At 64.3% G+C, this 12,329-nt stretch carries 12 protein-coding genes; 8 read left to right on the top strand and 4 right to left on the bottom strand.

The features are described 5' to 3' along the window. The first annotated feature begins 112 nt into the window (after positions 1-112). Together DVB37_RS27495 and ssb are read left to right on the top strand one after the other, a co-directional pair. Positions 113-1,297 (top strand): MFS transporter, encoded by a 1,185-nt coding sequence (locus DVB37_RS27495; RefSeq protein ID WP_046802915.1) that lies wholly within the window; start codon positions 113-115, stop codon positions 1,295-1,297. 400 nt (positions 1,298-1,697) lie between these two features. Beyond that, positions 1,698-2,219 (top strand): single-stranded DNA-binding protein, encoded by a 522-nt coding sequence (gene ssb / locus DVB37_RS27490; protein WP_046802916.1) that lies wholly within the window; start codon positions 1,698-1,700, stop codon positions 2,217-2,219. A gap of 54 nt (positions 2,220-2,273) precedes the next feature. Here the strand turns inward: ssb and DVB37_RS27485 are convergent, their stop codons facing one another. Then, complete coding sequence (locus DVB37_RS27485) at positions 2,274-3,176, bottom strand: LysR family transcriptional regulator (protein ID WP_120157300.1); 903 nt, start codon at positions 3,174-3,176, stop codon at positions 2,274-2,276. A gap of 112 nt (positions 3,177-3,288) precedes the next feature. Between DVB37_RS27485 and DVB37_RS27480 the strand changes: the two genes are divergently transcribed. Continuing rightward, the gene (locus DVB37_RS27480) at positions 3,289-4,455 is read left to right on the top strand and encodes a mandelate racemase/muconate lactonizing enzyme family protein (protein WP_120157299.1); all 1,167 of its coding nucleotides are present in this window, start codon (positions 3,289-3,291) and stop codon (positions 4,453-4,455) included. Between the two features lie 7 nt (positions 4,456-4,462). Here the strand turns inward: DVB37_RS27480 and DVB37_RS27475 are convergent, their stop codons facing one another. Further along, positions 4,463-6,682: a TonB-dependent siderophore receptor gene (locus DVB37_RS27475; protein ID WP_120157298.1), complete on the bottom strand. Its 2,220-nt coding sequence runs from the start codon at positions 6,680-6,682 to the stop codon at positions 4,463-4,465. A gap of 142 nt (positions 6,683-6,824) precedes the next feature. Here DVB37_RS27475 and DVB37_RS27470 point away from each other — a divergent pair, with 142 nt between their 5' ends. The 5 genes from DVB37_RS27470 (at position 6,825) to DVB37_RS27450 (ending at position 10,318) form a co-directional block, all read left to right on the top strand. Next, positions 6,825-7,802, top strand: a complete 978-nt coding sequence (locus DVB37_RS27470; RefSeq protein ID WP_120157672.1) for an AraC family transcriptional regulator — start codon at positions 6,825-6,827, stop codon at positions 7,800-7,802. Between the two features lie 75 nt (positions 7,803-7,877). Then, entirely contained in the window at positions 7,878-8,618 is a 741-nt protein-coding gene (locus tag DVB37_RS27465) for a bifunctional 2-polyprenyl-6-hydroxyphenol methylase/3-demethylubiquinol 3-O-methyltransferase UbiG (protein WP_120157297.1), read from the top strand. A gap of 226 nt (positions 8,619-8,844) precedes the next feature. After that, on the top strand, positions 8,845-9,156 hold the full coding sequence (locus DVB37_RS27460) for a DUF4148 domain-containing protein (protein ID WP_104142507.1): 312 nt from the start codon (positions 8,845-8,847) through the stop codon (positions 9,154-9,156). Between the two features lie 99 nt (positions 9,157-9,255). After that, positions 9,256-9,567: a DUF4148 domain-containing protein gene (locus DVB37_RS27455; protein WP_046802924.1), complete on the top strand. Its 312-nt coding sequence runs from the start codon at positions 9,256-9,258 to the stop codon at positions 9,565-9,567. 127 nt (positions 9,568-9,694) lie between these two features. Continuing rightward, complete coding sequence (locus tag DVB37_RS27450; protein WP_120157296.1) at positions 9,695-10,318, top strand: TetR/AcrR family transcriptional regulator; 624 nt, start codon at positions 9,695-9,697, stop codon at positions 10,316-10,318. 143 nt (positions 10,319-10,461) lie between these two features. On the opposite strand, the gene DVB37_RS27445 is transcribed toward DVB37_RS27450, so the two are convergent. Both DVB37_RS27445 and DVB37_RS27440 read right to left on the bottom strand, forming a co-directional pair. Beyond that, entirely contained in the window at positions 10,462-11,319 is an 858-nt protein-coding gene (locus DVB37_RS27445; protein WP_104142510.1) for a cysteine hydrolase family protein, read from the bottom strand. Between the two features lie 317 nt (positions 11,320-11,636). Next, positions 11,637-12,254, bottom strand: coding sequence for a TetR/AcrR family transcriptional regulator (locus DVB37_RS27440; protein ID WP_104142512.1), 618 nt, complete (start codon positions 12,252-12,254; stop codon positions 11,637-11,639). Positions 12,255-12,329: the final 75 nt, after the last annotated feature.

Raw genomic sequence — 12,329 nt, 5'->3', positions numbered from 1 at the left:
GGCAGTCCGACAAGTTGGACTGAACGGCGTTCGGCGCCGCACCGCCAGATCAGACTGTGAGCGTGTGACATCCACGCGCGCGCACCGCCCTTGTCATTGTTGAATTTTTCGCATGCCGGCAGACATCAAGCTGAAATTGACCCCCTCCGAACGTCGCGCCAGCGTCGCGTTGGCCGGCCTGTTCGCCGCCCGGATGTTGGGGCTGTTCCTGTTGCTGCCGGTGTTCGCCGTCGCGGCTGCCGGCTTGCCTGGCGGGGACGACCCCGCGCGCGTCGGCCTGGCGCTGGGCATGTATGGCCTGACCCAGGCATTCATGCAGATCCCGTTCGGCCTGGCGTCCGACCGCTGGGGGCGGCGCCCTGTAGTGCTGTTCGGACTGCTGCTGTTCGTAGTGGGCAGCATCGTCTGCGCGCAGGCGACCGACGTGTACTGGATCACCATCGGCCGCGCCATCCAGGGCGCGGGCGCGATCTCGGCCGCCGTCACCGCCTGGCTGGCGGACGCCACGCGCGACGAAGTCCGCACCCGGGCCATGGCCATGGTGGGCGGGTCGATCGGACTGTCTTTCGCGGTGTCGCTGGTCTTGTCGCCCGTGTTGGTGGGCTGGTGGGGCCTGTCGGGCTTGTTCTGGACCATCGCCTGCCTGGGCGTGATCTGCCTGGGCGTGGCGCGCTTTGTGGTGCCGGTCGTGCCGCGCACCCAAGCCCGCACCATGCAGGCCGCCCGGCCGCGTGAAGTGCTGACCCACCGTGACTTGCTGCGCCTGAACTTTGGTGTGTTCGTGCTGCATCTGATCCAGGTGTCGCTGTTCGTGGTGGTGCCGGCCTTGCTGGCCAAAGTCGGCGGGCTGGACGCGCGCGAGCTGTGGAAGGTCTATCTGCCCGTCATCCTGGTGTCGTTCGTACTGATGGTGCCCGTGGTGTTCGTCGCGGAAAAGCGTCGTGCCCACCGGGGCGCCTTGCGCGCCGCCGTGGCGGGCCTGGTGCTGGTGTGCGCGCTGCTGCCGGCGGCCAGCCATGGTTTTTACACGCTGGCTGTGGCGTTGACCGGTTTCTTTGTCGCCTTCAACGTGCTGGAGGCCTTGCAGCCTTCGCTGGTGTCGCGCGTGGCGCCGCAGGCGTACAAGGGGCTCGCGCTGGGCTTCTACAACACGGCGCAAGCGGCCGGGCTGTTCACGGGCGGTGCGCTGGGTGGCTGGCTGGCGGCCCATTCAGGCGCCAGCGCGGTGTTCGTCGGCGCGGCGATTCTGTCGGCGGTGTGGCTCGCGGTGACCTGGGCGCTGCGGCCGCTGGCGTAAGACCGCCAAGGCGGGATCAAGGCGGCAAGGGCGGTGATCGAGGGCGGGTGATCAGGCCTGGCGATTGGGCCGGCTACCGGGCTGGGGATGCGTCCCCGACTACGCCTCAACCGTCGCTGATCGCGCTGCCTATGGCGCCCAACAGCCCCTAAATCGATTCCCGGGGTGGATCGCTTTGTCACGAATCGCGTTTGGCGTGGCGGGGGCTTTTCGTCGATAATACGTACCAATTTAGGGCTTCACGGAAGTGGGGGTCGTCAGGATCCCAGGCGTCGCCGGTCATTGTCATGATGACCGGCGTGTTTCATGAAGCCGGTCTTCAACATCGCTTTTTATGTTGTTGCCGGCGCGCTCGCGGCAACGCACAGGCGCAGGCTGTCAACAACTGAGGGACATCGGCATGGCATCGGTTAACAAAGTCATTCTCGTGGGCAATCTGGGTCGCGACCCGGAAGTCCGCTATAGCCCGGAAGGGGCTGCAATCTGCAACATGTCCATCGCCACGACCTCCACCTGGAAGGACAAGGCTTCCGGCGAACGCCGCGAAGAAACCGAATGGCACCGCGTCGTCATGTACAACCGCCTGGCTGAAATCGCCGGCGAATACCTGAAGAAAGGCCGCTCGGTCTACATCGAAGGCCGTCTGAAGACGCGCAAGTGGCAAGACAAGGACACCGGCGCTGACCGTTACAGCACCGAAGTGGTGGCTGACCAGATGCAAATGCTGGGCGGCCGCGAAGACGGCGGTGGCGGCGGCGCCAGCTACGGTGGTGGCGGTGGCTACGACGACGCCCCGTCGCGTCCGCAACAGCAACGCGCCCCGGCGCAACGCCCGGCGCCGCAACAGCGCCCGGCCCCCGCAGCGGCCCCGGCCAGCAGCGGTGCGAATTTGGCGGATATGGACGACGATATTCCGTTCTGATTTTTCCCAACGGCTACGCAGCTATGAAAGGGCCCTCGCAAAAGCGAGGGCTTTTTATTTGTTCGGCGCTTGAAACACCTCAACCAGATAATCAATAAACGCCCGCGCCCGCGCAGTTTGATTTCTGCGTTGCGGGTAGTACACAAAGAGGTCCGCGGACGGCAGCGCGAAGTGGGGTAATACCATTCGCAGCCGTCCGCTTTTTAAATACTTGGCCAGATCCCATTCCGAGCGGATCAAGATGCCATGGCCGTCCAGTGCCCAGCCCAGCACGATATCCCCGTCATTGCTGGACAGCGCCCCATCCACCTTGATTGCCACGCTTTCGCCTTCGCGGGTGAATCGCCAGACGCCGTGTGCTTCGTCGTTTTGCGTATGCAGGATGCAGCGGTGCGAGGCCAGATCGGCCAGCGTGGTGGGGGTGCCGTGCTTGTCCAGATAGCGCGGGGACGCGCACAGGAAGCGGCCGTTGGACATGACGCGCCGGGCGCTGAGGCGTCTGTCGGGCAGTTCGCCGAAACGGATCGCCAGGTCGAATCCGCCTTCCACCAGGTCCACCGGCCGGTCCGTCACGTCCAGCTGTACCTGCACGTCGGGATAGCGCTTGGCAAAGTCCGAGACCAGCGGGGCGATGGTGGTGCGGCCGAATCCCAAGGTGGCGTTCACTTTCAGCGGGCCGCGTGGTGTGCCGCCGCTGCTGGAAACCGCGTCTTCCATGGCGCGCAGGTCTTCAAGGATCTTTGACGCGTGCGCCAGGTAGGTTTCGCCCTCGGGAGTCAGGCTGAGGTTGCGGGTGCTGCGGTTGACCAGCCGCACGCCCAACCGCCGTTCCATCAGCGCCAGGCGCTTGGTGGCGGCGGGGGGCGTCAGGTCGAGTTCGCGTGCGGCCGCCGAAAGGCTGCCCAGACGGGCCAGATGGATGAAAAACTCCAATTCGGATGCGATGTCGGTTTTCACTGAAAGTTAATAATCAAATGAATATGGGTGAATCTTAGTGCGGGTGTTCGCCTCTACGCTAGGGGTTCTGAACTTACCCGCGCCGCCACAGTCGGCGCATCAGGAGACACCCATGAGAATCGTCGAGATCCGCGAACAGACGCTGCCCATCAGCTCGCCCATCCGCAACGCCTATATCGATTTCAGCAAGATGACGCTGAGCCTGGTCGCCGTGATCACCGACGTGATCCGTGACGGCAAGCCGGTGGTGGGCTACGGCTTCAATTCGAATGGCCGATACGGCCAGGGCAAGCTGATGCGCGAGCGCTTTATTCCGCGCGTGATGGAAGCCGACCCAGAATCGCTCGTGGACGCGACGGGCAAGAATCTGGACCCGCACAAGATCTGGAACGCGATGTTCACGAACGAAAAGCCGGGCGGCCATGGCGAGCGCTCGGTGGCCATTGGCACCATCGACATGGCGGTGTGGGATGCGGTCGCCAAGATCGAAGGCAAGCCGCTGTTCCAGTTGCTGGCGGATCGCTACGGCAATGGGCAAGCCGACCGCCGCGTGTTTGTCTACGCGGCCGGCGGGTATTACTACCCGGGCCAGGACCACGGCAAGCTCAAGGATGAAATGCGCAGCTACATCGATCGTGGCTACACGGTGGTGAAGAAGAAGATTGGCGGCGCGTCGCTGGACGAGGACCTGCGCCGCATCGATTCCATCTTGAGCGTGCTGCAAGACGGGCAGAAGCTGGCGGTGGACGCCAACGGCCGCTTCGATCTGGACACAGCGATCCAGTATGCCAAGGCGCTGTCGCAGTACGACCTGTTCTGGTACGAAGAGGCGGGCGACCCGCTGGATTACGAGTTGCAGGCCACCTTGCGCAACTACTACAACAACCCGATGGCGACGGGCGAAAACCTGTTTTCCATGCAGGACGCGCGCAACCTGATCCGATACGGCGGCATGCGCCCGGACCGTGATTGGCTGCAATTCGATTGCGCGCTGAGCTACGGGCTGGTGGAGTATCTGCGCACGCTGGACATGCTGCGCCAGCACGGCTGGTCGGCCAGCCGCTGCATTCCGCACGGCGGCCACCAGATGTCGTTGAACATTGCTGCCGGCTTGGGCCTGGGCGGCAATGAAAGCTACCCGGACCTGTTCCAGCCGTTTGGCGGCTTTCCCGATGGCGTGAAAGTCGACGGCGGCTACGTCACGATGCCGGAACTTCCCGGCATCGGGTTCGAAGGCAAGTCGGACCTGATCGCCGTCATGCGGCAATTGTCGGCGTAGGGCCGACCTACCAGCGATACCGCAACGTCGCCATCACCGTGCGTTCGGCGCCCCAGTAGCAACTGACGGCCGTGCCCAGGCAGTTGGCGACGTAGCGCTTGTCGAACAGGTTGGACACGTTCAGCGCGACTTGCGCGCCGGCCAGGGTGGGGCTGACGCGGCCAAGGTCGTAGCGGATGGCGGCGTCCACCAGGGTGACGGCGGGCAGGGCGTAGCGGTTGTTCAAGTCGCCGTAGAAGCCGCCACGGTATGTGACGCCCGCGCCCACGCCGACGCCTTGCAGCGGACCTTCGCGCAGGGTGTAGTCGGCCCACAGCGCGGCTTGATGGCGCGGCACGAAAATCATCTGGTTGCCGCGCTGGGCGGCGACGTTGGTCTTGGTGACTTCGCTATCGCTCAGCGCATACGACATCGTCAGGTCCAGCCCGCTATCGAAGCTGGCCTTGCCTTCCAGCTCGATGCCCTGCACCTGCGCTTCGCCCGTCTGCACCACAAAGCTGGTGTTGACCGGGTCGGGCGTGCTGACGTTTTTCTGCGTGATCTGGAAGGCCGACAGCGTGACAAAGCTGTCGTAGCCCTCGGGCTGGTATTTCACGCCGGCCTCGTATTGCTCACCCGTAGTGGGCTTGAGCGGCGAGCCGTCGCGCGTGATGCCGGTCATCGGCTGGAACGACGTGGAATAGCTGAAGTACGGCGCGATGCCGTTGTCAAAGCGGTAGGTCACGCCGGCGCGGCCAGTGAAGCGGTCGGCATCGGCGCTGCGCGACGTCCAGCCCCATTGGCCGCCGCTACCCGCGACGCCGTTGTCGGTGGTGCCTTCGGTCCAGTCATAACGGCCGGCGAAGGTGAAGCGCAGGCGGTCCAGTTCGATCTGGTCTTGCGCGTACAGGCCCAACTGGCTGCGCGTCATGTTGATTTTGGTGGCCGTGGGCGGGCGCGTCACGGACGTGCCGTAGTCCGGGTCGAACACGTTGAACAGCGGGGAGGCCGGGGGTAGCATCAGGCCCAGGCTGCTTTCGTTATAGCGGGATTTTTCGCGCAGGTAGTCCAGGCCGAAGGTGATGTCATGGCGCGTGGGACCGGCGTTGAATTTGGCATTCAACTGGTTGTCGATCTGGAAGGTATGCGACGTTTCCGGAAACGCCCAGGCGTAGCGGATGGCCTGCGTGTCCGACACCATGGCGCCGATCTGCACGCGCCGCGTGTTGGTGTCGACATTGGTGTAGCGGGCGCTTTGGCGCAGGCTCCACGTGTCGTTCAAGCGGTGGTCCAGCGTGTAGCCGACCATGGTTTGTTCGTTGGTGAAGATGTCGTATCCGGGCTCGCCGACAAAGCGGTCGCGCGGGATGTAGCCCGCCGTGGCGCTTTTTTCCAGCGTGCCGATGACGGGCAGCACGGGGGCGCCGCCGCCGCCGTGGCTGGTGATCTTCTGGTACTGCGCGCTGACGTTCAAGCTGGTGTCGGATGACGGGCGCCACGTGAAGCTGGGCGCGATGAACTGGCGTTCATCGTCTACGTGCTGGTATTGCGTGTCGCTGTCGCGCAGCGTGCCCGTCAAGCGGTACAGAAACTTGCCTTCTTCGTCGGCGGGGCCCGAGAAATCGAACGCGCCTTGATAGCGGTTGAAGCTGCCTGCCTGCAACACCACTTCATTGATGGGTTCGGCGGTGGGGCGCTTGCTGGTCATGTTGACCAGGCCGCCTGGCGCGCTTTGCCCATACAGTCCGGACGACGGGCCTTTCAGGATTTCGATGCGTTCCAGGCCGTAGGTGTCGATGCGCGGTTGCGAATAGCCGCGCGCGCCGAAGGGCAGCAGCAGTCCGTCCAGATAGCGCGACGGCGTGAAGCCCCGCACGGTCAGCCAGTCATAGCGCACGTCGTTGTCGCCGTATTGGGCGAAGACGCCGGGGGTGTAACGCACGGCTTGCGCGACCGAGGTGACGCCGCGTTCGTCCATTTCTTTGCGGGTAATGACGTTGATCGTCTGGGGCGTGTTGATCAGTTCGGCATCTGACTTGGTGCCCGAGCGGCTGCGCGTGGCCACATAGTCCGCGCCGGAGGTCGGCGACGCGTCGCGCACCCCTTGCACCACGACCGGCGCCAGGGTGGTGACGCCGTTACCGGTGGCTTGGGCGGGCTGGGCGGTTTGCGCGATGGCAGAGGCGGATGCGGACGCCGCAAGGGCGGCCAGCAACGCCAGCGGCAGCGGCTTGACTGAAAAGGACACGGTGTTACCCCTGGATCAATTTATAATTAACAAGAATCATTTCTGTGCGTCGGCATGATTCCAGATCCCGCTTTTGCTGTCTGACGTTTTTTCGGCGCCGTTTGACGGTTTTGCTGCTGCCCCGTTTTTGCGCCCCTTTCCCATGCCCGCCAGCGCCGCCGCGCCCTTGCCCATTCTGTCTCTGCCCGAGCCCAGCACCGCACCGCCCAAGCGGCACGAGTGGTGGCGCGGCACGCTGCCGACCGTACCGGCCACGGACGACTGGGAAGACGTGATCGAGCGCGTGCTGAGGGTGGACGACGGCGTCAGCCTGGTGGTGCTGGACGGATCGCCCCGTCGGACGCTGACGATTCCCGCGCCGGGCGCCCCGGTGTTCGGCATGCAGGTCTGGCTGGAAGGCGAGGCTGTGCTGGCGGTGGAAGGCGGCGAGCCCCTGAAGGTGGCCGGTGGCGCGGCGCTTTTGTTCAACCACGAACACGCCGTCGGCTGGGCAACCCACCTGCCGGCCCATCGCCGCGTGCGGATGATAGACGTGCGCTACACGCCCGACGCGCTGACGCGCGCAAGTGGTTCGATGCCCGTTGCGCTGCTGCGCAAGCGGTTTCACCGCGACGTCAGCGTGCCGGCGCAAGGGTCCCTGGTGGCATCGCTGGATGCCCCGACCAGCTTGCTGGCGCTGGCGGGCAGCCTGACCGGCGAGGCCCCACCCGCGCCGGAAGCGAGGCGGCTTTGGTATTGCGCCAAATCGCTGGAAATGCTGTCGGCCTTTGTGCAATTGCTGTCGTTGCCCGACGCGCTGTCGGGCCCCTTGGCGCACGAACATCAACGCGTGCACCGCGCGTGCGAGCTATTGCGCGATCGCTGCGCCGAGCATTGGCCGCCGGGGCGCCTTGCCCGGGAAGTGGCCCTGTCTGAAAAGCGGCTTCAGCAGTTGATGCGTGAATGCGTGGGCAGATCGGTGCATGCGTATTTAAGCGAAATGCGGCTGGCGCGCGCATCGGATCTGCTGCAAGCGGGCATGAGCGTGACGCAGGCGGCGGGCGAGGTCGGCTTTTCCAGCCTTAGCCATTTCAGCAAGGTCTTCAAGGCGCGCTATGGCGCGTCGCCACGGTCCTGGTAAGGTGCAGCAACGCCGGCCAAGTCTTGCCGAGCCCGGTTCGGGCCGGCGCTGGCGCATCGCAAGGGGCACACCACCATGACGCAAAACATCTATGACACTGCCGAGTTTTTCGAGGCTTACAGCCAGATGGCGCGGTCGGTGCACGGCCTGGACGGCGCGCCCGAATGGCCGGCGTTGCGCGCGCTGATTCCACCGTTGCAGGGCCGCCGCGTCGTGGACCTGGGTTGCGGCTTCGGCTGGTTCTGCCGATGGGCGCAGGCGCAGGGCGCCAGCGAGATACTGGGTCTGGACGTGTCGCAAAACATGCTGGACCGGGCTCGTGGTGGCACGTCTGCCTCGGCAGCCGCCGGCGGCATCGTGTATCAGCGCGCCGACCTGGAGCAACTGCAATTGCCGGCGGCGGCTTACGACCTGGCCTACAGCTCGTTGACGCTGCACTACATCGAGCGGCTGGCTGAGCTTTTTGCCACCGTCCATCAAGCGTTGGTGCCGGGCGGGCATTTCGTGTTCTCGGCGGAACACCCGATCTACACGGCGCCCGCCAGCCCCGCCTTCGTGCAGGACGCCTCGGGCCGGCGCATCTGGCCGCTGAACCAGTACGCCGTTCAAGGGCCGCGCACCACGGACTGGTTGGCCAAGGGCGTCATCAAGCAGCACCGTACGCTGGGCGCTTATCTGAACTTGCTGATCCAGACCGGGTTCACCATCGCGCACGTGCAAGAGTGGGCGCCTACCCAGGAACAACTGGCCGCCCAGCCCGCGCTTGCCGAAGAGATGGACCGGCCGATGATGGTGCTGGTGGCGGCGACCCGATAGGCCGAAATATTTGGTTTCACAAAACCCGCTTGCGTTGTCTATCTAGTAGTAGGTAAGATTCATCCATCGACGCAGCACACACAAAACGCCGCTGACGCCGAAGCCAGAAATACAGTAGGACCGCTTTTTTATTTCCCCGGTTGTCTACCTACAAGTAGATAGCTAAACCAAAAACCTAGCTTAATCGAATCAACGCAAGCCTCGTTTATTCATCTGGAGATCAACCATGAAGACGCTCGTATCCGCCCTGATTTTGTCCGCCTCGTTCATCGGTGCCGCTGCTCAAGCCGGCGAACTGGACTACCCGCCCGAATTGAACACGGCCAGCACCGTGACGCGTGCCCAAGTGCAGCAAGAACTGGCCGCCGCCCGGGCAAATGGCGAGCTGGTGTCCGGTGAAGAAGGTTACGCCGCGACCGCGTTTGCCTCCGTTGGCGCCGACAAGACCCGCGCCCAGGTCAAGCAAGAACTGGCCGCTGCCCGTGCTCAAGGCCTGACCGAAAGCGGCGAACTGGATTACCCGCCCGTTCAAGGCTGATTTTTTTAGGCGCTTGTCTATCTAGCCATAGATAGCTTCGCAAACGCGACATACCCCTGATCCGCATCACGCAGCATCCCTTTCTACTGGAGATTCACCATGAAGACCCTCGTATCCGCCCTGATTTTGTCCGCCTCGTTCATCGGTGCCGCCGCTCAAGCCGGCGAACTGGACTACCCGCCCGAACTGAACACCGCCAGCACCGTGACGCGTGCCCAAGTGCAGCAAGAGTTGGCCGCCGCCCGCGCGAATGGGCAGCTGGTGTCGGGCGAAGAAGGCTACGCCGCCACGTCATTCGCGTCGGTTGGCGCCGACAAGAGCCGCGAACAGGTCAAGCAAGAATTGGCCGCTGCCCGCGCTCAAGGCCTGACCGAAAGCGGCGAACTGGACTACCCGCCCGTGCAAGGCTAAGCCGATGCCGGCACATGCGAACCCCGGGGGGCGGGATGTTTCCCGGCCGGGGTTCGCACGGGCCAAGGCCCACACCCTAGGGCGGCCACCAATGACGGACCGACCTATTAGTAGGTAATATTCAGCCATGGACACCCCGACCCCCAACACCACCCGAGACCTGCTGCTGGCGCACGCCGAGAAGCTCATCCGCACGCGCGGGTGCAATGGTTTCAGCTACCGCGATCTGGCGGAGCATGTGGGCGTGAAGACGTCCAGCATCCACTACTACTTTCCTGGCAAGGACGACCTGCTGTATGAAGCAGTCGAGGCCTACAGCGCGCGCGCGCTGGGCGCCGTCCGTGCCATTGATACCGCGCAGCCTGCCCAGGCGCAGCTGGAGCAATACCTGTCGATGATGGAATCGCGGGCTTGCGGTTCGGGCGAACTGTGTTTGGGCGGCATGTTGGCCGCCGACATCATGAGCCTGTCCGACCGCGTGCGCGGCGCGTTGCAGGGATTTTTCCGTGCCCACGAAGCCTGGCTGGCGCGTGTGCTGGCTGAAGGCGCGGCGCAAGGGACGCTGAAGTTCTCTGGTACGGCCGATGCGGCCGGCCGCGCGGTGTTTGCCACCGTCCAAGGTTGCCTGCTGGTGTCGCGGCTATTCCAGCAGCCGCCCGCATTGTGCGAGGCCATCCGTGCGTTGTATGTGGAGTGCGACAAGGCAGCCAAGCCCGCCGCAGCCGCATCCGAATCCGCACCCACTGTGTAACTGCGGCCAGACGTAAAAAAATCGCGACGGCGCGGGTTTTCGCGCCGGTCAGCGCTCCGCATTGAGCAGCCAGCAGTCAGCAGTGAATCCGATTTCCCATCACGGCCGCCCGGCATTTGCAGGCGGCCGTTGTCATTGCGCGCTCAGTGTTGCAATGCGCGCGCCATGTCCACGCTGGTGCGTTCTTGCATGCCCAGGTCTCGCATGCGTTGCAAGAACGCGGTTTGTGCGTCGGCGAATCCGGCCACGGGGCTCATGCAATCGGTCAGCAGGACGATGCGGGACAGGTTGCCGCCGGGCAGATGCTCGGCCAGATGTTCGACGGTGGCGCGCACGCAATGGCTGCCGGCCTCGCCCGCGACCAGAATCAGGTCTGAGCGATCCAGCGATCCCAGCAGCGCGCGGTTCAACTGGCTGCGCGGATCGTCGGGGTCTGGCACTTCGGCCATCAAGGCGCTGTAGTGCTCGGTCCACGGGTTGGTGCCTTTGGGCACCTTGCGCACGATGAATTGGCCGGCGTCTTCCCAGCGGTTGTACGCGGCGCGCACGTCGGGATGCACGTTGTGCCCCCAGGTGCCGATCTCGCAATGCACGGGCCACACCATCAGCGTGTAGCGGCCGCGTGCTTCCAGTTCGTCCAGATAGGTGGCGGTTCGGGGCAGGTCGTCGGCATGGCGTGGCACGAACTGGCCGGCGCGCAGCTGCGCGGCGGTTATTGGCGTGTAGGGGGCGACGGGCTCGCCCTTGCCGGTGTGCCAGAACGTGGGATGCGCGATGTCGACGCGATGGTGGGAGTCCAGCGTTACGGTGATCGAGGTCAGTGCGGAGGCGGTGGCGTCAATGAAACTTGCCAGCCGCTGCATGTCGGCATGCGCGCCGGGCACGGGCAGCGCGGGCCGCGTGGCTTGGCCGGTCAGCGGGTCGCGCGGCAGGTAGGGCTCGGGCAAATCGCAGAAGTCGTTCTGCGGATCGACGATCAGTAGATGGACGGAACGCGGCATGGCGAAATTCGATTGGGACTAAACCGGAATATAGACCGGGATCGCCGTTGTTCACTAGAACAGGACCAGATGTTCGGCGCGGTCGGGCAATTGACGCAGCAGCGCCGTCCATTGCCGCCAGAGGCAGGCGATGACGGCCAAGACGGCCAGCGCGATCAGTATCCACATGACAAGCTCCTGTTTATATTTCGCACGATCGTGCGAAATTAAGCGATTAAAACGCCGGCACCGGCCGGCAAGGGGGCGGACGATGCCGCCTGCGTCAAATCAATCCGGATCGAGCCACAGGCGTGCTTCCACGCCTGTCACGCCACCCGTCATTCTGAAATTGTGAAGCTGCGGTACGTTGATATCAGCCTGTCATAGGCCGCCCGCACGCGCGCGGGCGCTTGCGGATCGCGCAGGAAACGCGCGTCATGCATCAGCCCGATCATCAGGCTGTACACCTCGAAGACGAGTTGTTCGGGGTCGGTATCCGGCCGGAGATGGCCGGCGTCCAGCGCCTGGCGCACCGTGCGGACCATGGCGGCGCGCCATCGACGCAGGTTGTTTTCCAGCAAGGCGCGCAGCGGCGATTCCACATCGTCGTATTCGAACGCGCCGGCCACGTAGACGCAGCCCGTGGCCATTTCCACGTTGCTGGCGCGTTCCACCCACAGCGATACCAACGCGGTCAAGCGGGGCAGCCCGCGCGGGTACGCCATGGCAGGGGTGAAAACGGCCGCCACAAAGCGGCGGTCATATTCGTCCAGCACGGCCTGCTGCAAGGCTTCCAGCGAGCCCACGCGGGAAAACACACCGCTTTTGCTGATGCCCAGCCGCTTGGCGACCTGGCCCAGCGACAGGCTTTCCATGCCCTGGGTGGCGGCCATGGCCAAGGCCGCGTCCACAATGGCCGCGAAGGTCAGCTCGCTTTTTTCCGTTTTGGCAGTCATGAAGCGAAATTTAGCACGGTCGTGCGAAATGGACCGGCTATTTTTTGCGTGCAGTCGCGAGTCGCGAGTCGCCAC

It is taken from the genome of Achromobacter sp. B7 (assembly GCF_003600685.1).
Taxonomy (GTDB): Bacteria; Pseudomonadota; Gammaproteobacteria; order Burkholderiales; family Burkholderiaceae_B; genus Achromobacter; species Achromobacter spanius_B.
This window is presented reverse-complemented; position numbering and strand designations above follow the sequence as displayed.

Coding starts and splice junctions, on each gene's coding strand:
- DVB37_RS27495 (WP_046802915.1), top strand. CDS start 113: ATGCCGGCAGACATCAAGCTGAAATTGACCCCCTCCGAACGTCGCGCC.
- DVB37_RS27445 (WP_104142510.1), bottom strand. CDS start 11,319: ATGCCGCGTTCCGTCCATCTACTGATCGTCGATCCGCAGAACGACTTC.
- DVB37_RS27470 (WP_120157672.1), top strand. CDS start 6,825: ATGCCCGCCAGCGCCGCCGCGCCCTTGCCCATTCTGTCTCTGCCCGAG.
- DVB37_RS27440 (WP_104142512.1), bottom strand. CDS start 12,254: ATGACTGCCAAAACGGAAAAAAGCGAGCTGACCTTCGCGGCCATTGTG.
- DVB37_RS27450 (WP_120157296.1), top strand. CDS start 9,695: ATGGACACCCCGACCCCCAACACCACCCGAGACCTGCTGCTGGCGCAC.
- DVB37_RS27480 (WP_120157299.1), top strand. CDS start 3,289: ATGAGAATCGTCGAGATCCGCGAACAGACGCTGCCCATCAGCTCGCCC.
- DVB37_RS27465 (WP_120157297.1), top strand. CDS start 7,878: ATGACGCAAAACATCTATGACACTGCCGAGTTTTTCGAGGCTTACAGC.
- ssb (WP_046802916.1), top strand. CDS start 1,698: ATGGCATCGGTTAACAAAGTCATTCTCGTGGGCAATCTGGGTCGCGAC.
- DVB37_RS27455 (WP_046802924.1), top strand. CDS start 9,256: ATGAAGACCCTCGTATCCGCCCTGATTTTGTCCGCCTCGTTCATCGGT.
- DVB37_RS27460 (WP_104142507.1), top strand. CDS start 8,845: ATGAAGACGCTCGTATCCGCCCTGATTTTGTCCGCCTCGTTCATCGGT.